The organism is Pseudomonas sp. W15Feb34 (genome assembly GCF_023127765.1).
In the GTDB taxonomy this organism is placed as follows: Bacteria; Pseudomonadota; Gammaproteobacteria; order Pseudomonadales; family Pseudomonadaceae; genus Aquipseudomonas; species Aquipseudomonas synxantha_A.
The window spans coordinates 243429-267553 of the sequence record NZ_SPKN01000025.1; the positions used below are offsets into that span (position 1 = coordinate 243429).

Consider the following 24125-nt stretch of genomic DNA (forward strand, 5'->3'; position numbering starts at 1 on the left):
CTTAGGCCTGCCGATGGACGATCCACGTCCGTCGGCTTGAGGGCCAGTCTATTTTGTTTTGATTGAACGTTCAATCAACAAAGAATAAGATCTGCGACAAATGGTCGCTGCCTACAGATATTTCCTACCTGCGAGCTGCAACCTCTGACACCTGCAAAAACCCTTGAAACAGGCCACTTCAGAGCCTGATCACCGCTTCGGCGGGCTCAAGAATTTTCGGGGTGTCTTTATAACACCCGTCCGTCGACTGCCGAAAAATCGATGTCCCGGGATAACCGTTGCCTTGTGTTTCTCTCTCGCACTGCCTGGAGCATCTGCGCCATGAGTTCTGCCTCTCTTATAAAGACCCCGCCGGAAAAGGTCCGGGTCAACGGTTGGGTGTTCTACACCTCCACCGCGCTGATTCTGATATTGACCGCCATTCTGATCATCGCCCCGCAGGAGGCCGGGCGCCTGCTCGGCGTAGCCCAGGCGTGGCTGTCGAAAAGCTTCGGCTGGTACTACATGGTGGTTATCGCCGCCTACCTGGTGTTTGTGGTCGGCCTGGCGTTTTCGTCCTACGGGAAATTGAAACTGGGTAGTAAGGACGACACCCCGGACTTCAGCTACGGCGCCTGGGCCGGCATGTTGTTCTCGTCGGGCATCGGCATTTCGCTGTTGTATTTCGGTGCGTCCGAGCCGCTGGACCACTACTTCAACCCGCCCGAAGGCGCAGCGGCCAGCAATGGCGCGGCACGCCAGGCGCTGCAACTGACCTTTCTGCACTGGGGCCTGCACGGCTGGGCGATCTATGCCCTGGTCGGTTTGGCCGTGGCGTACTTTGCCTACCGCCATAACCAGCCGCTGGCCTTGCGTTCGGCGCTGTACCCATTGGTGGGCGAGCGTTGGGTGAAGGGCGCGGCCGGCCATGCGGTAGACGGTTTCGGCATGTTCGTCACCTTGCTGGGGCTGGTGACCAACCTGGGTATCGGCTCGATGCAGGTGTCGTCGGGGTTGGAAAACCTGTTCGGCATGGAGCACAGCAACACTAACTTGCTGATCGTGATCATCGTGATGAGCACCGTAGCGACCATCGCTGCTGTATCGGGCGTGGAGAACGGCATTCGCCGCCTGTCCAACCTCAATATCGTGCTGTTCAGCGGCTTGCTGATCTTCGTGCTGCTGTTCGGCCCGACCCTGCACCTGCTCAACGGCCTGGTGCAGAACACCGGCGATTACCTCAACGGCATCATTCTGAAAACCTTCGACCTGTATGTGTACGAAGGCGACGCCGACAAGACCGAGCGCTGGATGGGCCTGTGGACCCTGTTCTACTGGGCCTGGTGGATTTCCTGGGCGCCATTTGTGGGCATGTTCATCGCGCGTATTTCCCGTGGCCGTACCGTGCGTGAACTGGTGGCGGGCGTACTGCTTATCCCGCTGGGCTTTACCCTGGCGTGGCTGTCGATCTTCGGTAACTCGGCCCTGGACCTGGTGTTGAACCACGGGGCGGTGGAGTTGGGCAAGACGGCTCTGGAGCAGCCGTCCATGGCCATCTACCAACTGCTTGAGCATTACCCGGCATCGAAAATTGTCATCGGCGTATCGATCTTCGTGGGCTTTGTGTTGTTCCTGACCCCGGCGGATTCCGGCGCGGTGATGATGGCCAACCTGTCCTGCAAAGGCGGCAATGTGGACGAAGATGCGCCGCACTGGTTGCGGATCTTCTGGTCGGCGGTCATTACGCTGGTGACGATCGGCCTGTTGTTTGCCGGCAACTTCGAAGCCATGCAAACCATGGTAGTGCTGGCAGGGCTGCCGTTCTCGGTGGTGCTGATCTTCTTTATGTTCGGTTTGCACAAGGCGATGCGCCAGGACGTGGCCATCGAACAGGAGCAGGCGCAACTGGCTGAACGCGGGCGTCGTGGGTTCAGCGAGCGCTTGACGGCGCTGGACCTTCAACCGAGCCAGGCCACCGTGCAACGCTTTATGGACAAGCACGTAACGCCGGCGCTGGAAGAAGCGGCGGTTGCGCTGCGTGAGCAAGGTTTGGAAGTGCAGACACTGCTGGGCAAATCCAAGCGCTGCATTGGTGTGCGTATCGAGATGGAAGAGGGCAACCCGTTTGTCTACGAAGTGAGCCTGGATGCTTACTCGTCGGCGCCGGCTGACTTGCCTGAAGAAGAGCGCACCCGTTATTACCGTGCCGAGGTGTACCTGCACAACGGGCCTCAGGAATACGACCTGATGGGCTTCACCCAGGAACAGATCACCCGGGATGTGCTCGATCAGTTTGAAAGCCATCGGCAGCTCCTTGGCCGTGTCTATAGCTGATAGTCGAGGCCTGGTGGTGCTTTGAATGTGGGAGGGGGCAAGCCCCCTTCCACATTTTGCTTTGCAGTGTTTGCTAGCCCAGGTTCTTGCCTAAGAGGGCATGGTAGAGCTCACTGTCACCCAAGATCCCCACCACCTGGTTGTTGTCATGCAACACCAGCTTGTTCCCCGTCTGGTAGCGAATCTGTAACGCATCGCGCATACCGATGTTGGAGTCCACCAGCGTCGGCACCCGGCCCAGACCTTCCACCGCTTGCCCCGGCGCCCAATTCTGCAGGTTCATCGCCACGCCATTCTGGCGTGCGCCCTGGATGGTGTTGCCTTCGGCCAGGTCCAGCCACGAGTCACCACCCGGATCAAGGCACACCGAACCGTTCACGCGCTTGCAGTTGTCCAGCGTGCGCATCAGGCTGCGTCCGCACAGCACGTTCAGTGGGTTGGTGTGGGCGACGAAGGTGCGCACATAGTCGTCCGCCGGGTTCAGCACGATCTCTTCCGGCACGCTGTACTGGATGATCTTGCCGTCTTTCATGATCGCGATACGGCTGCCCAGTTTCAGCGCTTCATCCAGGTCGTGGCTGACGAACACGATGGTCTTGCTCAACTTGCGTTGCAGCTCCAGCAGCTCATCCTGCAAACCTTGGCGAATCAGCGGGTCGAGGGCCGAGAAGGGTTCGTCCATCAGCAGGATATCGGCGTCCATCGCCAGGGCGCGGGCCAGGCCGACGCGTTGCTGCATACCGCCGGACAGCTCATCGGGCTTCTTGTTGCGCCATTGGCTCAGGCCCACCAGTTCAAGCTTTTCATCCACCAGCGTGCGCCGTTCCTTCTCCGGACGGCCCTGCATTTCCAGGCCGAAGCTGATGTTCTCGCGTACCGTCAGCCAAGGCATCAGGGCGAACTTCTGGAACACCATGGCGATGCGTTTGGTGCGCATCATTTTCAACTCGGCGGGGGTGCAGGAGGCGATGTCGATCTGGCGACCTTCATGCTCTACAAACAGTTGGCCACGGCTGACGGTGTTGAGGCCGTTGATGCAGCGCAGCAGGCTTGACTTGCCGGAACCCGACAAGCCCATCAGCACACAGATCTCGCCTTTCTCGATATCCAGGCTGGCCTTTTCAACGCCGACAATCTGCCCGGTCTTCTTCAGAATTTCGTTACGGCTCATGCCCTGGTCCAGCAGCTTGAGCGCTTCGCGTGGGTCTTTGGAAAAGATCACGTCGACATTGTCGAATCGGATAATGCTCATGCATCACCCCCTACTTTAGCGTCGGGTTGTTTGCAGATACGGTCGAGCATGATGGCCAGCAAGACGATCGCCAGGCCCGCTTCAAAGCCCAGGGCGATGTCAGCGGTGTTCAGTGCGTTGACCACCGGCTTGCCGAGGCCGTCGGCACCCACCAGGGCGGCGATCACCACCATCGACAACGACAGCATGATGCATTGGGTAATGCCGGCGGCGATGCTCGGCATGGCGTGGGGCAACTCGATGCGCGAGAGTAACTGGCGGCGCGAGCAGCCAAAGGCTTTACCGGCGTCCATCAGCTCTTGCGGCACATCGCGGATACCTAGGTAGGTCAGGCGGATCGGCGCGGCAATCGCGAACACCACCGTGGAAATCAGCCCGGGCACCACACCCAGCCCGAAGAGGGTCAGGGTAGGGATGAGGTAGACGAAGGTCGGTACGGTCTGCATCAGATCGAGCACCGGCCGCATCATGGTGTAGAACATCGGCTTGTGCGCGGCAACAATACCCAGCGGCACGCCGATGACCACGCAGACCAGGGTGGCGAACAGCACCTGCGCGAGGGTTTCCATGGTTTCCTGCCAGTACCCCAGGTTGAGGATCAGCAGGAAGGAGGCAATGACAAACACCGTCAGGCCCCATTTGCGTTGAATAAAGTGAGCCAGCAGCGCAATCAGACCGATCAATGCCAGCGGATTGAACCAGGTCAGCGCAAACGTCACGCCGTGGATCATCGTTTCCAGTGTCGATGCGATTGCGTCGAAATAGTTGGCACCGTGTTGGGTCAACCAGTCGACGAAGGCAGCGATGTACTGGCCTAGAGGGATTTTCTGTTCAGTCAGCATGGTAGTGAATGTCCACATGCGAAGGGGAAAACATCCCGGGCCAGCGCACCGGCCCGGGGTCAGCGGGTGCTATTTGGCGAGGTAAGCTTTGACGGCATCGAGCCCTGGTTTGCCATCGACGGTGGTGACACCGGCGAGCCAGGTGTCGAGCACTTGCGGGTTCTTCTGCAGCCAGGCCTTGGCGGCGGCGTCGGCCTTCATCTTGTCGTCCAGGACGTTACCCATCAGGGTGCTTTCCATGTCCAGCGTGAACACCAGGTTTTTCAGCAACTGGCCGACGTTGCTGCATTCCTGGGTGTAGCCCTTGCGGGTGTTGGTGTAGATGGTGGCCTGGCCATAGTTGGGGCCGAACGAATCGTCGCCGCCGGTCAGGTACTTCATCTTGAAGCGGGTGTTCATCGGGTGCGGTTCCCAGCCGAGGAACACAATGGCCTGGTTGCGCTTGGAGGCGCGTTCAACCTGGGAGAGCATCCCGGCTTCGCTGGACTCGACCACCTTGAAGCCGGCGGTCTTGAGGCCGAAGGCGTCTTTGTCGATCAGTGTCTGGATAGTGCGGTTGCCGTCGTTGCCCGGCTCGATGCCGTAGATCTTGCCGCCCAGCTCATCCTTGAATTTGGCGATATCGGCGAAGTCTTTCAGGCCCTTGTCGTACAGCGCCTGTGGGACCGCCAGGGTGTACTTGGCGTTTTCCAGGTTGGCGCGCACGGTTTCCACGGTGCCGGCATCACGGTACTGCTTGATGTCGTTTTCCATGGTCGGCATCCAGTTGCCGAGGAAGATGTCCATGTTCTTGCCGTCGGCCAGGGACTTGTAGGTCACCGGTACCGAAATCATCGTGGTGCGCGGCTTATAGCCCAGGCCCTTGAGGATTTCGCTGGTGGTCGCGGTGGTGACGGTGATGTCGGTCCAGCCGACATCGGAGAAGTTGACGGTCTTGCACTGTTCCGGTTCTGCGGCGTGTGCCATGACGGGCAGACTCAGCATGGCGGCCAACAACAACGAGGGTGAACCTTTCATCGGGGTAGACTCCTGTGTCTTTTCTGGCGGCATTCGCCGCGCTTTATAAGTGTTGCGGTTGGAGCGTGCGACAACAGCTCTGGCGCGATGCCTTGCAAACGAGTCGAGACTGATCATGTACCAGTGAAAATCTGACGCCTACAGGGGGCGTCGTATCCAGTACAGGGAGGGTCGCATCCAGTACCGATGACGTCGCTTACAGCTTTTTCCCAAGGTAAAACTGCTGTTTTTACCCATCTGCACCGCAAAAAACGGCCAAAACAGGCGTTCGCACGCGAGCGACGCTGGTGAGCATGGATGCGTCGGTGTGAGACGCCGAGGCGAGCAACAAAAGCTTGATGATGCCGCCATCTGGGCGATCTGAGCGTAGCACCTCGTTCAAGCCCGACCCGCGCTTATCGAGGAGTTACACGTTAATGGCTATCAGCGTTTTCGACCTGTTCAAGATCGGCATCGGGCCTTCGAGTTCTCACACTGTGGGCCCCATGCGCGCCGCGGCGTTGTTCGTGCAGGCGTTGCGTGAGCGTGAACTGTTGGAACGGGTTCGGCGTGTCGAAGTGCAACTGTACGGCTCGTTGTCTGCCACTGGCATCGGCCATGGCAGTGACACCGCAACCATCATGGGCCTGATGGGCGAGTGGCCGGACGCAATCGACCCCTCGCAAATCGGCGTACGCATTCAGACCTTGCGTGAAACCGACACCCTGTTGCTGGACAGCCGTTTGCCGGTGCCATTTGTGTGGGCGCGGGACATGCGCTTGCTCGACGAGAACCTGCCGTTCCACCCCAACGCCATGACCCTGGTGGTATGGGGCGATGACGGCGAACTGCATCGCGATACCTACTATTCGGTCGGCGGTGGCTTTGTGGTGGATGAGGCCCAGGCCCAAAGCGGCGTGGCCGATATGGACCGCACCGAATTGCCTTACGATTTTTCCAGTGCGGTGGAGCTGTTGCAGTTGTGCAAGACCCACAACCTGCGCGTCGCCGAACTGATGCTGGCGAACGAAAAGACTTGGCGCTCCGAAGAAGAAATCCGCAGCGGCCTGATGAAACTCTGGCGCGCCATGCAGGATTGCGTGGAGCAGGGCCTCAAGCACGAAGGCATCCTGCCCGGCGGCCTCAATGTGCGCCGTCGCGCCGCCAAGTTGCATCGCAGTTTGCAAGAGCTGGGCAAACCCAATGTGATCGGCTCGACCTTGAGCGCCATGGAGTGGGTCAACCTGTTCGCCCTTGCGGTCAACGAAGAAAACGCCGCCGGTGGGCGCATGGTGACGGCGCCGACCAATGGCGCGGCGGGGATCATCCCGGCAGTGCTGCACTACTTCATGAAGTTCAGTGAGGAGGTCACCGAAGCCAACGTGGTCGACTATATGCTCGGCGCGGCGGCGGTAGGTATCTTGTGCAAGAAGAACGCTTCGATCTCCGGTGCTGAAGTCGGCTGTCAGGGTGAAGTAGGCTCGGCTTGCGCGATGGCCGCAGCTGGCTTGGCGGAGATTCTAGGTGCCACGCCGGAGCAGGTGTGCAACGCCGCTGAAATCGGCCTGGAACATAACCTCGGCCTGACCTGCGACCCGGTCGGCGGCCTGGTACAGGTGCCGTGTATCGAGCGCAATGCGATTGCGGCGGTGAAGGCCATCAACGCGGCGCAAATGGCCCTGCGTGGCGACGGCCAGCACTTTATCTCCCTGGACCGGGTGATCCGCACCATGCGTGATACCGGGGCCGATATGCATGACAAGTACAAAGAGACATCACGCGGTGGGTTGGCGGTGAGTGCGGTTGAGTGCTGAGACCCAGTCGCCTGCATCGGGGCTTGCCCCCTCCCACACTTGATTTGTGAACACCTTCAAAATGTGGGAGGGGGCTTGCCCCCGATAGCAATAGTGCAGACACAATTGCTCATAAAGTGAACACCAGATTAAAAAACGCCACCTTTTAGCGCGTCGCAAACAGATAAGTAGCTACCAAACGATTTCCCTCTCGTCACCTGCGCATTGTGCTTTGGGTGACAGACATGTCCTATGCCCGCAAAGCGCCTTCCCACAAGTGCTACCGATTTGCTCACACGCTTTGAGTAGCACCCTTCTCACTTCATATCCCGCACCCCACGCGCGGGCTTATATAGACGCATCAACAGGTCGTTTTCAGGAGTTATTGAATAGCCATTCAATTTTAGGCACGGCATTTGCTCTATCAATTCAAAGCCTCTCCTTTTCAGGGAGCGCGCAATAACAAGAGCCTCGCCTGAGGCCATCACCCGCTTTGTGTGAGGAGATACCGCGATGACGTCGTTCAACTCCGGGGGCCAACCCCAGAACCGTGCGCCTCAATCCATCGGCTTTCTGCTGCTGGACAATTTCACGCTGATTTCCCTGGCTTCGGCAGTGGAACCGCTGCGTATGGCCAACCAGTTGTCCGGCCGCGAGCTGTATCGCTGGACCACTCTGAGTGTCGACGGTAACCAAGTGTGGGCCAGCGACGGTCTGCAGATCACTCCCGATGCCTCCATGCACAAAGCCCCGGCCCTGGACACCGTCATCGTGTGCGGCGGCGTGGGTATCCAACGCACTGTCACTCGTGAGCATGTGTCGTGGCTGCAAGGCCAGGCGCGCCAGTCCCGGCACCTAGGCGCGGTGTGTACCGGCAGTTGGGCCTTGGCCTGCGCGGGTTTGCTCGATGGTTTTGATTGCAGCGTGCACTGGGAATGCCTGGCGTCGATGCAGGAAGCCTTTCCGCGCGTCGCGATGAGCACGCGTCTGTTCACGCTCGACCGCAACCGCTCCACCAGCTCCGGCGGCACTGCGCCGTTGGACATGATGCTGCACCTGATCAGCCGCGACCACGGCCGTGAATTGTCGGCTGCCATCTCCGAGATGTTCGTCTACGAACGCATCCGCAACGAACAGGATCACCAGCGCGTGCCGCTCAAGCACATGCTCGGCACCAACCAGCCGAAGCTGCAGGAAATCGTCGCGCTGATGGAAGCCAACCTGGAAGAGCCGATCGACCTGGATGAACTGGCGGTGTATGTCGCCGTGTCGCGCCGCCAGTTGGAGCGGCTGTTCCAGAAATACCTGCACTGCTCGCCGTCGCGTTATTACCTCAAGCTGCGCCTGATCCGTGCACGGCAGTTGCTCAAGCAAACACCGATGTCGATCATCGAAGTGGCGTCGGTGTGCGGGTTCGTGTCGACGCCGCACTTCTCCAAGTGCTACCGCGAATACTTCGGCATACCGCCACGCGATGAACGTGTTGGCTCCAACACCACCCAGCAAGTAGCGATGATGTCGATTCCGCAGGCACTGGTGTTGTCACCGTTGTCGGGGCCGATGTCGGCGTTGAGCCAGGCCAGGAACGAGTCGACGTTTGCCAGTGTAAGGCTCTAAACCGAGTCGTCTGCATCGCAGGCAAGCCAGCTCCCACCTTGGAATGCGTTCTCCTGTGGGAGCTGGCTTGCCTGCGATAGCGGTATTTTCAGGCGCCGGAGTTCTGTTTGAATTGCATCAGCGCCGGCAACAACTGCTTGTCGATCGCCTGGCGTACCGCCGGCAAAATCGTCGCACTGCCGCTGTACATTTTTTCAACCATGCCCTTGAGCGCCTTGGCCCGCGCCTCGCTCAAACCGCGCACCGCACATTCACACGCCTGCTCGGCGGTGGTACCGCTGGATACTTCAAAACCCAGCGAGCGCAGTTGGCTCAGCAGGTCATCCTGGTCAATCAAATCCGCGTGCATCATGACGTTTATCCTGGTGTAGGGAACAGGGATTGACCTGGATTCTGGTTGGCCCCCGCTGGGTGGGCAAGAGCAGAATCGAGCAATGGCTTGGATGGCTATGAACAGGTCGTTTTCGGGTCACTTGGCAATACGGTTAATAGGCACACTGATCCCAGGCACGCAGCTTGACGGTTTGGTCACCCTCCAGATGCACAGCTCACACAAGGCCCCTCTGCCCCGATCCAGTCACGGCTGGCTCGGGGCTTTTTTTGCCGGCAAACCGATGACACGGCCAAGCAGGGCGGGCCTTGGCAGCTCGGCCTGTGCAGCGCTGATCGCGTCGAGCCGTTGCAGCGTGGCCTCGGTGAACGGTGTAGCTTGCGGCCCGGCCAGATCGACGTGCAGCAGCATCTGTTCATTGCCGGCCAGTTCCTTGTCATCGCCCACCCGGTGCAGGCTGTGATACAGGTGCAGGCGCTTGGCGTCATGGGCGATCAGTTGGGTGTGCACTTCAACCTCGGCGCCCAGTTTCACTTCGTGCAGGTAGTTCAGATGCAGCTCCAGGGTGAACAATGAGTGGCCGCTGGCTTCACGGTTGTCGCTGTCCAGGCCCAGGGTGTCCATCAGCGCGTCGGTGGCGTAGCTGAAGATCAGCAGGTAGAACGCGTCGCGCAGGTGGCCGTTGTAGTCCACCCAGTCGGGAAGGACTCGGGTGGTATAGGTGGTCAATGCGGGCATTATCGGTTCCCTTTATTCGGCGAAGGTCATGCCGTGCCGGGCCTTGGTGGTTTTCACCGCCTCAAGCACTGCCAACAGGCAATCATCACGATAGCGTTCCAGCGCCGAAATGCTGTGTTGGCCTAACTGATCGCTAGTGCCATCGACGACGTCGTCAATCAGCTTGTCGGTCAGCTCCGGTGCTGGCAGGTAGGTCCATGGTAACTGCAACGCCGGGCCGAATTGCGCCATGAAGTGCCGCATACCGGCATCACCGCCTGCCAGGGTGTAGGTGAGGAAGGTACCCATGAACGACCAGCGCAAGCCGGCGCCAAAGCGAATCGCGTCATCGATTTCGCCGGTGGTGGCCACGCCGTCATTGACCAGGTGCAGCGCCTCGCGCCACAACGCTTCGAGCAGCCGGTCGGCAATAAAACCGGGCACTTCCTTGCGCACATGCAGCGGGCGCATACCGAGGGATTCATACACCTTGATGGCCGCCTGGATCGCTTCAGGCGCAGTGCGCTTGCCGCCCACCACCTCCACCAAGGGCAGCAGGTAAACCGGGTTGAACGGGTGGCCGACCACGCAGCGTTCCGGGTGGGTCGAACCTTCATAGAATTCGCTTGGCAACAGCCCGGACGTGCTCGAACCGATCAACGCATTCGGCTTGGCCGCCGCGCTGATCTGGCTGTGTAACTGCAGCTTGAGCTCCAGGCGTTCCGGGGCGCTTTCCTGAATGAAGTCGGCGTCCTTGACGCACTCCTCGATGGTGCTGACAAAGCGCAGCCGATGCTGGGAGGCACCCGCTGCCAGGCCTTGTTTTTCCAGCGCGCCCCAGGCATTGGCGACGCGTTTGCGCAAGGCTGCTTCGGCACCGGGGGCAGGGTCCCAGGCGACCACATCCAGGCCGTGGGCGAGGGCACGGGATACCCAACCGCTGCCGATAACACCGCTGCCCAAGGCAGCGAAGGTTTTGATGTCAGTGATAAAGCTCATTGGCACATTCCTAAAGAGTTCGGGGATCCCCTCCCACATGTTTAACCGCGTTTGGTCAGGCCCATCTTGATTCGGCCCTCGGCCGGGGTCATGACCCGCGCACCCAGCCGGCTGAGGATTTCACGGGCGCGTTCCACCAACTGGCCGTTGGTGGCGAGCACGCCTTTGTCCAGCCACAGGTTGTCTTCCAGGCCCACCCGTACATTGCCGCCCAGCAGCACCGCTTGCGCGGCCATCGGCATTTGCATGCGACCAATCCCGAACCCTGCCCACACCGCGTCGGCGGGCAGGTTGTCGACCATGGCTTTCATGGTGGTGGTGTCGGCCGGCGCGCCCCAGGGAATGCCCAGGCACAGTTGGAACAGCGGGTTATCGAGCAGCCCTTCCTTGATCATCTGCTTGGCGAACCACAGGTGGCCGGTGTCGAAAATTTCCAGCTCGGCCTTTACGCCCAGGGCCTGGATACGCTTGGCGCCGGCCCGCAGTTGCGCCGGGGTGGACACGTAAATGGTGTCGCCGTCGCCGAAGTTGAGGGTGCCGCAGTCCAGGGTGCAGATCTCCGGCAGCAGTTCCTCCACATGCGCCAGGCGGGTCAGTGGGCCGACCAGGTCAGTGTTGGGGCCGAAGTCCATCGGGTTCTCGCCGCCACCGATTTCCAGGTCGCCGCCCATGCCGGCGGTGAGGTTGACGATGATGTCGATGTCGGCCTCGCGGATGCGTTCCATCACTTCACGGTACAGGGCTACATCGCGGCTGAATTTGCCGGTGTGCGGGTCGCGCACATGGCAGTGCACCACGGTGGCGCCGGCCTTGGCGGCTTCTACTGCGGCGGCGGCAATTTGTTTGGGGGTGACCGGCACGTGCGGGCTTCTGGCGGTCGTGTCGCCAGCACCGGTGAGTGCGCAGGTGATGATGACGTCGTGGTTCATGAGGCGGTTCCTTACAGGCGTGGTGGTGCCGTTCGCGGTCGCAAGTGGCCGCGAAACGGTGATTCGGAGAAGGTTATTTGCTGGTGAGTTTCAGGTTGGCGGCCGCGGGTTTGCCATCGAACGTGGTCACGCCCTCCAGCCAGCGCTGCTGGTCTTGAGGGTGATCCTTGAGCCACTGCCTGGCGGATTCCAGGGCATCCTTGTGATCGAGCAGCGGCTGCATCATGCGGCTCTCGTCGGCGGCGGTGAACGTCAGGTTGGTCAGCAGCGTGTGCACGTTGGGGCACTGCTCGGCGTAGGTTGGCGACGTGACGGTCCATACGCTGGCCCGGCCTTCGTTCGGCCCCAGGGCGTCTTCGCTGCCGGTGAGGTAGGTCATCGCCACATTCACGTTCATCGGGTGCGGCGCCCAACCAAAGAACACCACGGCTTCCTTGCGGCGCACGGCGCGGTCCACGGCGGCCAACATGCCGGCTTCGCTGGACTCCACCAGTTGGAACTTGCCCAGGCCAAACTGGTTCTTGGCAATCATCGCCTTGATCTGGGTATTGGCACCCGAGCCAGGCTCGATGCCGTAGATCTTGCCGCCCAGCTCTTTCTGGAACCTGGCGATGTCAGCGAAGGTCTTCAGGCCCTTGTCCGCCAGATAAGTCGGCACCGCCAGGGTGGCGCGCGCGTCTTCCAGGCTGGGTTTATCCAGGACCTTGACCTGCCCGGCCTCGACAAACGGCGTGATGGTCTGGGTCATCAGCGGGTTCCAGTAGCCCAGGAACAGGTCCAGGCGTTGGTCGCGGATACCGGCGAAGATGATTTGCTGGGAGGCGCTGGTTTGTTTGGTCTTGTAGCCGAGGCCGTCGAGCAGCACTTGAGTCATGGCGCTGGTGGCGATCACGTCGGTCCAGTTCACCACGCCCATGCGTACGTTCTGGCATGAAGCGGCATCCGCTGCCATGGCGTTAGTGCTCAAAACGGCGCTGGCGCTGAGTGCAAGTACGCAACGGCGGATCAGTCGGTTCATGGTGGGTCCCTCGGCAGGTCGTTATTGTGGGGGCCGGTGTCTTTGTGCACCGTGACGCCACGTTACGCAGCTTGGCGAACCACAAAGCGCACGACGGCGACCGGCTCTTGCACTGCAGCGACCTGTCCCCTTGAATCCGTGCATGAACGGGAGTATCACAGTGCCACGCTGCCCGCCCCACGAGAGCGCCACCATGTCCCAGGATTTCTACTTCTTGCTGATGCCGGGTTTTTCGGCCATCGGTTTTATCTCGGCCTTGGAACCGTTACGGGTCGCCAACCGCTTTCGTGGCGAGTTGTACCGCTGGCACATATTGAGTGCAGATGGCGGTGCGGTGCTGGCGAGCAACGGTATGTCGGTCAACGCCGACGCCGCGCTGGAGCCGCTGGAAAAAGGCGCCACATTATTAGTGGTGGCCGGTTTCGAGCCTTTGCAATGCTCCACCCCGGCGCTGGAGCATTGGCTGCGTCGCCTCGATCACGACGGCGTGACCTTGGGCGCCATCGACACCGGCGCCTGTGTGCTGGCCGAAGCGGGCCTGCTTGACGGCCATCGCCTGACCCTGCATTGGGAAGCCATCGACGCCTTCAAGGAAGCCTATCCGCAGTTGAGCGTGACTCAGGAACTGTTCGAAATCGACCGCCGCCGCATCACCTGCGCCGGTGGCACCGCGTCCATCGACCTGATGCTCGATCTGATCGCCCAGGCCCACGGCTCGGAACTGGCGGTCCAGGTCTCGGAGCAATTTGTGCTTGGCCGTATACGCCCACGCAAAGACCACCAGCGCATGCAGATCGCCACGCGCTACGGCATCAACAACAAGAAACTGGTGCACGTGATCGGCGAAATGGAGCAACACACCGAACCGCCCCTGAGCACCCTGGCCCTGGCCGACGCGATCAAGGTCACCCGGCGTCAACTGGAGCGGTTGTTTCGCCTGCACCTGAACGACACGCCAAGCAACTTCTACCTCGGCCTGCGCCTGGAAAAAGCCCGCAAACTATTGCGCCAAAGCGATATGAGCGTGCTGGAAGTGAGTATTGCGTGCGGGTTTGAGTCCCCTTCGTATTTCACCAGGAGCTATCGCGCAAGGTTTGCCAAATGCCCGCGGGAGGATCGCCGGCGGGAGGTGGTTTGACGGGTAATTAGAGTCAATTATGCTGGGAACTATAATTTATAGTTCGTTCAATAATTGAGTATAAAACCATGTTCGCGCACAGCGGTTTTGTGTTCCGTCGTCCCGTCCCGTCCCGTCCCGTCCCGCCGAGCTGATTGCCAATGCCATTGCCACACACTTCCAATGTGGGAGGGGGCTTGCCCGCGAAGACGTCGGCCCAGCAAACATTGAGGTGTGGTGTGGCTTACTTTTTCAGCAGCGCCGAGCACGCTGCCTTGTAAGCCTCATGCTGATATTTGTTCAGCGTGGCCGGCAATTCAACGTTGTGCTTCTTGTTCTGCGCATTGATGGTTTGCGGCGACAGCAGCGTCACCTCCACCCCGTCCAGCAACTGAAAGATCCCCTCAATCTTGAACGTCGTCGGGCCCCCGGCGAACTCGCCTTTTTTACTGCGCTTTTTGATCGCGATACGGGTAATGGCGTTCGCCTGCACGAACGCCTTCACCTGGGCGGCGAAGGCTTTTACGTTGGCTGCTTCGTCGTCGTCTTCAAGGGCGATTTTCTTGGTGGCCAGGGCGATGTGGGTCAGTGCCTGGTTGTCCAGAGCGGCGAGGGCGATGATGGCTTCGCTGCCTTTGATTTCGATGCCGCAAGTAGTCATGGAATGCTCCGCGCCCCAGAAAATGCTCATGGGTAAGTTATTTATCGGGGCACATGATACCGCCAAGCTCAAACAGCTTCTTTACGGTTTCGCTCATGGGCTGCATTTGAGAGATCTCAATGTGCAATTTCAACAAACTGGCTTTCTTGATTTCTTCGTCGAGTTCATTCTGACGCTCGTTTGACTCGTGGATTTTTTTGCGCCAGCCGCTTAGGCCAAATACGGTTAGCGATGATGCGACGATGGCGTATATGACGAGGGCGATCAATGAAAGCGCCTCTCGAGCACTTACGAAGTTAAATACAAGATCGAGCGTGTCAGGATCAGCAGGTTTGTAGCCGGCCTTCAGCTCTGACTGGATTTTCAATGCCGCTGCTAAAAAATCCGGATCGCTATTTAATTTCTTTGAAAGCTGCGGGATATAGTCTTTCTCGGTGTCACCCTCTTTCAGAGCGCTGATGCGGTTTTCGAATAATCTCTGATTATGCTGGCTTGAAAAGTTGTCCAGAGACGCGTTGGTCTGTACCTCGATTCGATAATCCAGGTAAACCAATGACAGGATGGCAAACAGCGCACCGCCGAGCATCAGCAAGCCGCAAACAGCGGCAAATTTGTACAGGTTGTCGGTGGGAGGGGTAGGAAACCATTGCATTGTTCAGTACTCATCCTTGAGAGGGAAAGCATCGTTAAATTTGACGAGCGCGCAAAAGCAGCGTGGGACTTGCTTGGCCAATAGGGTGCGCAAATCACTCCTGCCCAATCGACTCCAAAAACTCCGACCGCTCATCACTCATCCGCGCCAGGCAATCATTCTGCGCAATCGCATACTCCTTGCTGCCATTGACCGCCGGGAAGGTGTCCACCGCGCAATCGGCATCGCGCAGTTTTTCCCATTTCTGCTGGGCGTCCTTCAGACGGGCGGTAATGTCGGCCAGTTTGGTCTTGTCGCTGCCGTAGGTTGAAGCCATGCGCTCCAGCAGGCCCTGATAGTTATCCTTGAGCAATTGCTCGGCGGTGGTTTTGTTGTAGGCGGCGCAGGCCAGGGTCTGTTTGTCGTTTTCGATGCCGTCGCACGGCGTGCTGTCGGTGTCTTCGGCTGCGTGAACGCCGGTTGCGATGAGTGCCAAAGCCAGGAAAATCGATTTCATTGCGCCGTCTCATATCACGTGATGCGCAATTCTGGCTCAAGCGTAAGACAAAGAACAGTCGCCCGTCAGGCATGTCTGCACAGCCTTTGTCGTGGATTGACGCTTTCGGCAATTCCCCTGTCGTTTTTGCACCCGGCTCGGGTTGTCCCTGGGCATATGCTGGCCCCAAAGCGCCGGCAGACGATTCGGCGCATGAATCGCCAATAAGGGGACGCCTGATGAGCCCAGCCGAGTTGCACGCCGACAGCATCGTTATCGACGGTCTGATTATTGCCAAGTGGAACCGCGACCTGTTCGAAGACATGCGCAAAGGCGGCCTCACCGCCGCCAACTGCACGGTGTCGGTGTGGGAAGGCTTCCAGGCCACGATCAATAACATCGTCGCCAGCCAGACCCTGATCCGCGAGAACAGTGACCTGGTGATCCCGGTGAAAACCACCGCCGACATCCGCCGTGCCAAGGAACAGGGCAAGACCGGCATCATCTTCGGCTTCCAGAATGCCCATGCGTTTGAAGACCAGCTCGGCTATGTCGAGATCTTCAAGCAGCTCGGCGTTGGCGTGGTGCAGATGTGCTACAACACCCAGAACCTGGTGGGCACCGGCTGCTACGAGCGCGATGGCGGGTTGTCGGGCTTCGGGCGCGAAATCGTCGCCGAGATGAACCGTGTCGGCATCATGTGCGACCTGTCTCACGTCGGTTCCAAGACCAGCGAAGAAGTCATCCTCGAATCGAAAAAGCCGGTGTGCTATTCACACTGCCTGCCGTCCGGGCTCAAGGAACACCCGCGCAACAAGTCCGATGAAGAACTCAAGTTCATCGCCGACCACGGTGGGTTTGTCGGCGTGACCATGTTCGCGCCGTTCCTGGCCAAGGGCATCGATTCGACCATCGACGACTACGCCGAAGCCATCGAATACACCATGAATATCGTCGGTGAAGACGCCATCGGCATCGGCACCGACTTCACTCAGGGCCATGGTCAGGATTTCTTCGAAATGCTGACCCATGACAAGGGCTACGCCCGCCGCCTGACCAGCTTCGGCAAGATCATCAACCCGCTGGGCATCCGCACCGTGGGTGAATTCCCCAACCTCACCGAGACCCTGCTCAAGCGTGGCCACCCCGCGCGCGTGGTACGCAAGATCATGGGCGAGAACTGGGTCAACGTCTTGAAGGACGTCTGGGGCGAATAAGCCAGACACCTATCGGCAACACCACAACGAATTTTTCTGGAGTTAAGTTTCCATGGCCAAGATCGCCCCGCAATTGCCAATCGAAGTCGACAGCGAAACCGGTGTCTGGACCTCCGACGCCCTGCCCATGCTGTACGTGCCGCGCCATTTCTTCGTCAACAACCACATGGGTATCGAAGAAGTGCTGGGCGCTGATGCCTACGCCGAGATCCTCTACAAGGCCGGCTACAAATCCGCCTGGCACTGGTGTGAAAAGGAAGCCGAGTGCCACGGCCTGGAAGGCGTCGCGGTGTTCGAGCACTACATGAAGCGCCTGTCGCAGCGCGGCTGGGGCCTGTTCAAGATCCAGGACATCGACCTGGATAAAGGCACCGCCAGCGTCAAGCTTGAGCACTCGGCGTTCGTCTACGTGTACGGCAAGGTCGGGCGCAAAGTCGACTACATGTTCACCGGCTGGTTTGCCGGTGCCATGGACCAGATTCTTGAGGCCCGTGGCAGCAAGATCCGCACTGTCGCCGAACAAGTCTACGGAGGCTCCGAAGAGGGCCACGACGATGGCCTGTTCACCGTCAAACCGTTGTAAGCCGAGGACCGTGCCATGGCTTTCGAAGCAATGTTTGCGCCGATCCAGATCGGCAAGCTGACCATCCGCAACCGCGTGCTCAGTACCGCCCACGCCGAGGTGTATGCCACCGACGGCGGCATGACCACCGACCGCTATGTGAAGTACTACGAAGAGAAAGCCAAGGGCGGTATCGGCCTGGCGATCTGCGGCGGCTCCTCGGTGGTGGCCATCGACAGCCCCCAGGAGTGGTGGAGCTCGGTGAACCTGTCCACCGACCGCATCATCCCGCACTTTCAGAACCTGGCCGACGCCATGCACAAGCATGGCGCCAAGATCATGATCCAGATTACCCACATGGGCCGTCGCTCACGCTGGGACGGCTTTAACTGGCCGACCCTGATGTCGCCGTCCGGCGTGCGTGAGCCGGTGCACCGTGCCACCTGCAAGACCATCGAGCCGGAAGAAATCTGGCGCGTGATCGGCAACTACGCCCAGGCGGCGCGTCGTGCCAAGGCCGGTGGCCTGGATGGCGTCGAGCTGTCTGCCGTGCACCAGCACATGATCGATCAGTTCTGGAGCCCGCGGGTCAACAAGCGTACCGACGAATGGGGCGGCAGCTTTGAAGGCCGCATGAAGTTCGGCCTGGAAGTACTCAAGGCCGTGCGTGCCGAAGTGGGCGATGACTTCTGCGTGGGCATGCGCCTGTGCGGTGACGAGTTCCACCCGGACGGCTTGTCCCATGAGGACATGAAGCAGATCGCCAAGTATTACGACGACACCGGTATGCTCGACTTCATCGGCGTGGTGGGCTCGGGGTGCGACACCCACAACACCCTGGCCAACGTGATCCCGAACATGAGTTACCCACCGGAGCCGTTCCTGCACCTGGCAGCCGGGATCAAGGAAGTGGTCAAGGTTCCGGTGCTGCACGCGCAGAACATCAAGGACCCGAACCAGGCCACGCGCATCCTCGAAGGCGGCTATGTGGACATGGTCGGCATGACCCGTGCGCACATCGCCGACCCGCACCTGATCGCCAAGATCAAGATGGGCCAGATCGACCAGATCAAGCAATGCGTGGGCGCCAACTACTGCATCGACCGCCAGTATCAGGGCCTGGACGTGCTGTGCATCCAGAACGCCGCGACCTCCCGTGAATACATGGGCGTGCCGCACATCATCGAGAAAACCACCGGGGCCAAGCGCAAAGTGGTCGTGGTGGGCGCAGGCCCCGCTGGTATGGAGGCTGCACGTGTCGCCGCCGAACGCGGCCACGACGTGACCCTGTTGGAGAAAAAAGAGTTCATCGGCGGGCAGATCACTACCGCTTCGAAAGCGCCGCAGCGCGACCAGATCGCTGGTATCACTCGCTGGTACCAGCTGGAGTTGGCGCGCTTGAAAGTTGACCTGCGCCTGGGCGTGGCGGCGGATGCCGAGACCATTCTGGACCTGCGTCCGGACGTGGTGGTGCTGGCGGTGGGCGGGCATCCGTTCATCGAACAGAACGAACATTGGGGCGCCGCCGAAGGCTTGGTGGTGAGCAGTTGGGATGTGCTCGACGGCAAAGTCGCGCCGGGCAAGAACGTGCTGGTGTACGACACCATTTGCGAGTTCACCGGCATGTCGGTGGCGGACTTCCTGGCGGACAAAGGCTGCCAGGTGGAAATCGTCACCGACGACATCAAGCCCGGTGTGGCAATTGGCGGTACGTCGTTCCCGACTTACTACCGCAGCATGTACCCCAAGGAAGTGATCATGACCGGCGACATGATGCTGGAAAAGGTCTATCGCGAGGGCGACAAGCTGGTGGCAGTGCTGGAAAACGAATACACCGGCGCCAAAGAAGAGCGGGTGGTCGACCAGGTGGTGGTGGAGAACGGTGTACGCCCGGACGAGGCCCTTTACTACGGGCTCAAGGAAGGCTCACGCAACAAGGGCCAGATCGACGTCGAAGCCTTGTTTGCGATCAAACCGCAGCCGTGCTTGAGCGAGGCGGGCGAAGGGTACTTGCTGTTCCGCATTGGTGACTGTGTGGCCCAGCGCAACACCCACGCCGCAATCTACGACGCCCTGCGCTTGTGCAAGGATTTCTAAGCCGACACCGAACCAAAAAGTGGACTCGGTTCAAATGTGGGAGGGGGCTTGCCCCCGATAGCGGTGGGTCAGCTACAACAGTATCAACTGACACTCCGCCATCGGGAGCAAGCCCCCTCCCACATTCAAGGCCAGTTTCACAGTAGACCTGTGTGGTCTGTGGGAGCTTCATCATGTTGAACACCTTGTTGCCAATTCTCTTGTTTGCCGCTTTGGGGCTCGCCGTCCTCGGCGCCTTGCGCCGCATGAGCATGTGGCGCCGTGGGCGTGCATCCAAAGTCGACTTGCTTGGCGGTCTTTTGGCCATGCCCAAGCGCTACATGGTCGACTTGCACCACGTGGTCGCCCGCGACAAATACATTGCCAATACCCACGTCGCCACGGCGCTGGGCTTTGTGCTGTCGGCGCTGCTGGCTGTTGCGGTGCACGGCTTCGGCCTGCAGAACCGCATTCTCGGCTATGCCTTGCTGCTGGCTTCGGCGTTGATGTTTGTGGGCGCGATCTTCATGTACCTGCGCCGCCGCAATCCGCCTGCGCGCCTGTCCAAGGGCCCATGGATGCGCCTGCCGAAAAGCCTGATGGCGTTCTCGGTGAGCTTTTTCCTGGTGACCTTGCCGGTGGCCGGGATTCTGCCCGCTGACTTTGGCGGCTGGCTGCTCGCTGCGCTGCTGAGCGTGGGCGTGCTGTGGGGCGTATCGGAAATGTTTTTCGGCATGACCTGGGGCGGGCCGATGAAGCACGCCTTCGCGGGTGCCCTGCACCTGGCCTGGCACCGCCGCGCCGAGCGCTTCGGCGGTGGCCGCTCCACTGGTTTGAAGCCGCTGGACCTCAGTGATAAAACCGCGCCGCTTGGCGTGGAAAAGCCCAAGGATTTCACCTGGAACCAGTTGCTCGGCTTCGACGCCTGCGTGCAATGCGGCAAGTGCGAAGCAGCGTGCCCGGCGTTCGCTGCCGGCCAGCCCCTGAACCCGAAAAAGCTTATCCAAGACATGGTCGTCGGCCTGGCCGGTGGCACCGATGCCAAGTTCGCCGGTAGCCCATACCCAGGCAAACCGGTGGGCGAACACGGCGGTAACCCGCATCAGCCGATCGTCAATGGCCTGGTGGATGCCGAGACGTTGTGGTCGTGCACCACATGCCGCGCCTGCGTGGAAGAGTGCCCGATGATGATCGAGCACGTTGACGCCATCGTCGACATGCGCCGCCACCTCACCCTGGAAAAAGGTGCCACGCCGAACAAGGGCGCCGAAGTCCTGGAAAACCTGATTGCCACCGACAACCCTGGCGGTTTCGCACCGGGCGGTCGCCTCAACTGGGCGGCGGACCTGAACCTGCCGTTGCTCAGTGACAAGGGCAGCTGCGAGGTGCTGTTCTGGGTCGGCGACGGTGCCTTCGACATGCGCAACCAACGCACCCTGCGGGCGTTTGTCAAAGTGCTCAAGGCGGCGGGGGTGGACTTTGCGGTACTTGGCCTGGAGGAACGCGACAGCGGTGACGTAGCGCGGCGTCTGGGCGATGAAGCAACTTTCCAATTGTTGGCCTCGCGCAATATCCAGACGTTGGGCAAATATAGCTTCAAGCGCATTGTTACCTGCGACCCGCACAGTTTCCATGTGCTGAAAAACGAGTACGGCGCCTTCAACGGCAATTACGTCGTACAGCATCACAGCACCTTCATGGCCGAGTTGATCGGCGACGGCGCGCTCAACCTGGGCCAGCACAAAGGCAGCAGCGTGACCTACCACGACCCTTGTTACCTGGGCCGCTACAACGGCGAATACGAGGCACCGCGCCAAGTGCTGCGGGCGTTGGGCATCAAGGTCAAGGAAATGCAACGCTCAGGCTTCCGTTCGCGCTGCTGCGGCGGTGGCGGCGGCGCGCCGATCACTGACATTCCCGGCAAGCAACGTATCCCCGACATGCGCATGGAAGACATCCGCGAAACCGGTGCCGAACTGGTGGCCGTGGGCTGCCCGCAATGTACGGCGATGCTTGAAGGTGTGGTCGAGCCGCGGCCATTGATCAAGGATATTGCCGAGCTTGTGGCCGACGCTTTGCTTGAAGACCCCGTGCCGGCAAAAGCGCCTAAACGTGAACCCGCGGAGGTGCATTGATGAGCGACATTATTCGCCGTGACCCTCGGGCCGAATGGATCGCCCGTAACCGTCTTCACCCCTTGCACGCGGCCATGCAGCCCGTGCAGCAGAGCTGGATGGGGCCCAACGGCATCATTCGTAAAAACGTGCACGGTGTCGGTTTTATCGGCCCCAACGGCATCAAGCGTATTGACCGCAGCGGTGCCCAGCAGGGCGGTGCGGCCAAGCGTACGGCGGCGGTGGAGGTACAGTTGCCACTGCATCAGGTGCCAACGCCCGCGTTCTACATCAGTGTGGTGCCGGACATGGTCGGTGGCCGCTTGAGCAGCCACGACCGTGACTTGCTTGGCCTGGCCAGGCAACTGGCTGGCAGCGACGGCGCGGTGCTGGCCGTGGTGTTTGGTGAACACAAGGAAAACGCCTTCGCCACTGCCGGTGTCGATCGCCTGCTGGTACTGGACGGCCACGCGTTCGACGGTTATTCACCGGAGCAACGCGTACAAGGCCTGCGCGCTGTGGATAACCAGTTCAATCCGCGCCACTGGCTACTGCCGGACAGCCGCAGCGGCGGCGGTGAATTGGGTCGGCGCTTTGCCGCCAGCCTCAAGGAACGCCCGGCGACACGCGTTTGGCAAATCAAGGGCGATGAGTGCATCGGCCGTGCGGGGGCGGGCCAGCAAGATTTGGCCCGGCCGCTGCCGCGCCTGATCCTGGCGGCCGTTGAGTGTGCCGACCCGGTCAGCGAGACCCGGCATGAGGTACTGCCCGTAGAGTTATCCACAAGCCTGGCGCGCAGTTTGTCGCGTATCGAGGACCTGGGGGCGGTGGCGGTGGATCCTGCGGCGATTCCCATGGCCGAAGCGGAATTCATTTTCTCCGGTGGCAATGGCGTGAAGGACTGGGCGCTGTTCCACCAGACCGCCGCAGCCCTGGGCGCCACCGAGGGCGCGTCGCGGGTGGCGGTGGACGATGGCTTCATGGCGCGTGATCGTCAGGTCGGCGCCAGCGGCACCTGGGTCACGGCGCGGGTGTACGTGGCCGTGGGTATTTCCGGGGCGATCCAGCACCTGCAAGGCATCGGGGCCTGCGACAAGGTGGTGGCGATCAACCTCGACCCGACCTGCGACATGATCAAGCGTGCCGACCTGTCGGTGATCGGCGAAAGCGCCGCGATTCTGCAAGCCTTGATCGATGCGGTGCAGGCCTACCGCAACGGCGCCAAGCGCGATGCAGCTTAGGGACATGACCATGACAACCACTGTAATCAGCTTGGTATCCATCGGCGCCCACCCCACTTCCGGGCGCCCGCGCCGTGCGGAGCAGGACGCCCGCGCTGTCGAGCTGGGCCTGCAAATGGCTGGGGATAAGTTGCAGGTGCTGCACGCCGGCGATATCAACGAGCCGACCTTGCGCAGCTACCTTGGGATGGGGCTGGCGCAACTGCATGTACTGGAACAACCGCCCGGCGCCGATGCCTTGCCGGTACTCAGTGAATACCTGCATGACGCCGGCGCCCAGGTGGTACTCACCGGCAGTCAGGCGGAAACCGGTGAAGGCTCGGGCATGTTGCCGTTTCTGCTGGCAGAACAATTGGGCTGGCCCCTGGTTGTAGGGTTGGCCCAGGTGGAATCCATCGACGCCGGCGTGGCCCATGTACTGCAAGCCTTGCCTCGCGGCCAGCGGCGGCGCCTGAAAGTGCGCCTGCCGTTTCTGGCCACCGTGGATAACGCTGCGCCCAAACCGCGCCAGAGTGCATACGGCCCGGCGCAACGTGGCGAACTGGCGGCCCATGAGGTGGAGATCGAACAGGACGAGTTATTCACAGGCGCCCTGCTGCAACCGGCCAAGCCAAGGCCCAAGCGTCTCAAGGTGATCAAGGCCAAGAGCGGCGCCGACCGTATGAAGGCTGCCACGGCCAAGGCCAGTGGCGGTGGTGGGCAGGTGCTCAAGGGTGTGAGTGCTGAAGAGGGCGCTCAGGCGATTCTCAAGCTGTTGATTGAAGAGGGTGTCGTACGCTGATCCGCTGTGGGAGGGGGCGTGCTCCCTCCCGCATGAGTTCTGCGGTTTACCCACAATCGCTGTTGATCCGCTTGTGGATAACCTGTTCGCGGTTGTCCACACCCCCTATGTATCAAGCCTTGCAGCCCTCTGTACGAAAAATAGCCAGCCTAAACTGCGGTTTTTCCAGGAGTTTTCCCGGTTGGCAGTACTGACTTGCCCCCAAAGTCTGTTGGCGCATCTGTGGATAAGATGTTCGCTATCTTCTGTAAGCCATGTAAACAAAGGCTTTCAGGAGGTTGATCGAAATTCGATCAGTTTCGGCTTTTTTCTGCATTGAAACCCCGGGAAGCCCGATTTATGCAGGGTTTGTGCGCTTTTCCACAGGTTGGATAAAGTTGCCCCCAAAGTCTGTTGGTGCATCTGTGGATAAGGTGTTCGCT

General features: G+C 60.3%; 21 protein-coding genes. 10 read left to right on the forward strand and 11 right to left on the reverse strand.

Going from position 1 to position 24125, the window contains the following annotated elements; all coding sequences use genetic code 11:
* The first annotated feature begins 378 nt into the window (after window positions 1-378).
* The gene (locus E4O97_RS11955; RefSeq protein ID WP_228309931.1) at window positions 379-2313 is read left to right on the forward strand and encodes a BCCT family transporter; all 1935 of its coding nucleotides are present in this window, start codon (window positions 379-381) and stop codon (window positions 2311-2313) included.
* 73 nt (window positions 2314-2386) lie between these two features.
* On the opposite strand, the gene choV is transcribed toward E4O97_RS11955, so the two are convergent.
* From choV to E4O97_RS11970, 3 genes are all read right to left on the reverse strand, one after another.
* A complete protein-coding gene (choV, locus tag E4O97_RS11960) occupies window positions 2387-3565 on the reverse strand; it encodes a choline ABC transporter ATP-binding protein (RefSeq protein ID WP_078822526.1) in 1179 nt (392 codons plus the stop codon).
* Window positions 3562-4407 carry a choline ABC transporter permease subunit gene (gene choW / locus E4O97_RS11965; protein WP_003194913.1) on the reverse strand — a complete coding sequence of 282 codons (846 nt, stop codon included), beginning with the start codon at window positions 4405-4407 and terminating at the stop codon, window positions 3562-3564. Before choW ends, choV begins: the two co-directional genes overlap by 4 nt.
* Window positions 4408-4476: 69 nt before the next feature.
* Complete coding sequence (locus tag E4O97_RS11970) at window positions 4477-5424, reverse strand: choline ABC transporter substrate-binding protein (protein WP_032879044.1); 948 nt, start codon at window positions 5422-5424, stop codon at window positions 4477-4479.
* A 416-nt stretch (window positions 5425-5840) separates the two neighbouring features.
* Between E4O97_RS11970 and E4O97_RS11975 the strand changes: the two genes are divergently transcribed.
* Both E4O97_RS11975 and E4O97_RS11980 read left to right on the forward strand, forming a co-directional pair.
* A complete protein-coding gene (locus E4O97_RS11975; RefSeq protein ID WP_032879045.1) occupies window positions 5841-7217 on the forward strand; it encodes an L-serine ammonia-lyase in 1377 nt (458 codons plus the stop codon).
* 492 nt (window positions 7218-7709) lie between these two features.
* Window positions 7710-8813, forward strand: a complete 1104-nt coding sequence (locus tag E4O97_RS11980; protein ID WP_078822525.1) for a GlxA family transcriptional regulator — start codon at window positions 7710-7712, stop codon at window positions 8811-8813.
* A gap of 88 nt (window positions 8814-8901) precedes the next feature.
* On the opposite strand, the gene E4O97_RS11985 is transcribed toward E4O97_RS11980, so the two are convergent.
* From E4O97_RS11985 to E4O97_RS12005, 5 genes are all read right to left on the reverse strand, one after another.
* Complete coding sequence (locus tag E4O97_RS11985; protein WP_032879047.1) at window positions 8902-9165, reverse strand: hypothetical protein; 264 nt, start codon at window positions 9163-9165, stop codon at window positions 8902-8904.
* Between the two features lie 225 nt (window positions 9166-9390).
* Window positions 9391-9882 carry a thioesterase family protein gene (locus E4O97_RS11990; RefSeq protein ID WP_032879049.1) on the reverse strand — a complete coding sequence of 164 codons (492 nt, stop codon included), beginning with the start codon at window positions 9880-9882 and terminating at the stop codon, window positions 9391-9393.
* Between the two features lie 12 nt (window positions 9883-9894).
* Complete coding sequence (locus E4O97_RS11995) at window positions 9895-10860, reverse strand: L-carnitine dehydrogenase (RefSeq protein WP_078822524.1); 966 nt, start codon at window positions 10858-10860, stop codon at window positions 9895-9897.
* 41 nt (window positions 10861-10901) lie between these two features.
* Entirely contained in the window at window positions 10902-11789 is an 888-nt protein-coding gene (locus E4O97_RS12000; protein WP_078822523.1) for a 3-keto-5-aminohexanoate cleavage protein, read from the reverse strand.
* A gap of 73 nt (window positions 11790-11862) precedes the next feature.
* Window positions 11863-12807, reverse strand: a complete 945-nt coding sequence (locus tag E4O97_RS12005) for a choline ABC transporter substrate-binding protein (RefSeq protein WP_032879054.1) — start codon at window positions 12805-12807, stop codon at window positions 11863-11865.
* Between the two features lie 193 nt (window positions 12808-13000).
* Between E4O97_RS12005 and E4O97_RS12010 the strand changes: the two genes are divergently transcribed.
* Window positions 13001-13945 (forward strand): GlxA family transcriptional regulator, encoded by a 945-nt coding sequence (locus E4O97_RS12010; RefSeq protein WP_005792161.1) that lies wholly within the window; start codon window positions 13001-13003, stop codon window positions 13943-13945.
* A 223-nt stretch (window positions 13946-14168) separates the two neighbouring features.
* Here the strand turns inward: E4O97_RS12010 and E4O97_RS12015 are convergent, their stop codons facing one another.
* From E4O97_RS12015 to E4O97_RS12025, 3 genes are all read right to left on the reverse strand, one after another.
* The gene (locus E4O97_RS12015; RefSeq protein WP_216090407.1) at window positions 14169-14585 is read right to left on the reverse strand and encodes a DUF3010 family protein; all 417 of its coding nucleotides are present in this window, start codon (window positions 14583-14585) and stop codon (window positions 14169-14171) included.
* A 37-nt stretch (window positions 14586-14622) separates the two neighbouring features.
* The gene (locus tag E4O97_RS12020) at window positions 14623-15237 is read right to left on the reverse strand and encodes a hypothetical protein (protein WP_078822520.1); all 615 of its coding nucleotides are present in this window, start codon (window positions 15235-15237) and stop codon (window positions 14623-14625) included.
* 94 nt (window positions 15238-15331) lie between these two features.
* Window positions 15332-15733 carry a lysozyme inhibitor LprI family protein gene (locus E4O97_RS12025; protein WP_005792155.1) on the reverse strand — a complete coding sequence of 134 codons (402 nt, stop codon included), beginning with the start codon at window positions 15731-15733 and terminating at the stop codon, window positions 15332-15334.
* A gap of 218 nt (window positions 15734-15951) precedes the next feature.
* Between E4O97_RS12025 and E4O97_RS12030 the strand changes: the two genes are divergently transcribed.
* The 6 genes from E4O97_RS12030 (at window position 15952) to E4O97_RS12055 (ending at window position 23703) form a co-directional block, all read left to right on the forward strand.
* The gene (locus tag E4O97_RS12030; protein ID WP_248161404.1) at window positions 15952-16929 is read left to right on the forward strand and encodes a dipeptidase; all 978 of its coding nucleotides are present in this window, start codon (window positions 15952-15954) and stop codon (window positions 16927-16929) included.
* Window positions 16930-16981: 52 nt separating this feature from the next.
* Complete coding sequence (locus E4O97_RS12035; protein ID WP_005792152.1) at window positions 16982-17512, forward strand: DUF5943 domain-containing protein; 531 nt, start codon at window positions 16982-16984, stop codon at window positions 17510-17512.
* A 15-nt stretch (window positions 17513-17527) separates the two neighbouring features.
* Window positions 17528-19588 carry a dimethylglycine demethylation protein DgcA gene (gene dgcA, locus E4O97_RS12040; RefSeq protein WP_032879068.1) on the forward strand — a complete coding sequence of 687 codons (2061 nt, stop codon included), beginning with the start codon at window positions 17528-17530 and terminating at the stop codon, window positions 19586-19588.
* A 173-nt stretch (window positions 19589-19761) separates the two neighbouring features.
* Window positions 19762-21702 (forward strand): (Fe-S)-binding protein, encoded by a 1941-nt coding sequence (gene dgcB, locus E4O97_RS12045; RefSeq protein WP_248161406.1) that lies wholly within the window; start codon window positions 19762-19764, stop codon window positions 21700-21702.
* Window positions 21702-22922, forward strand: a complete 1221-nt coding sequence (locus E4O97_RS12050; RefSeq protein WP_032879074.1) for an electron transfer flavoprotein subunit alpha/FixB family protein — start codon at window positions 21702-21704, stop codon at window positions 22920-22922. The genes dgcB and E4O97_RS12050 overlap by 1 nt, the downstream gene beginning before the upstream one ends.
* A 10-nt stretch (window positions 22923-22932) precedes the next feature.
* Window positions 22933-23703: an electron transfer flavoprotein subunit beta gene (locus tag E4O97_RS12055; protein WP_005792147.1), complete on the forward strand. Its 771-nt coding sequence runs from the start codon at window positions 22933-22935 to the stop codon at window positions 23701-23703.
* Window positions 23704-24125: the final 422 nt, after the last annotated feature.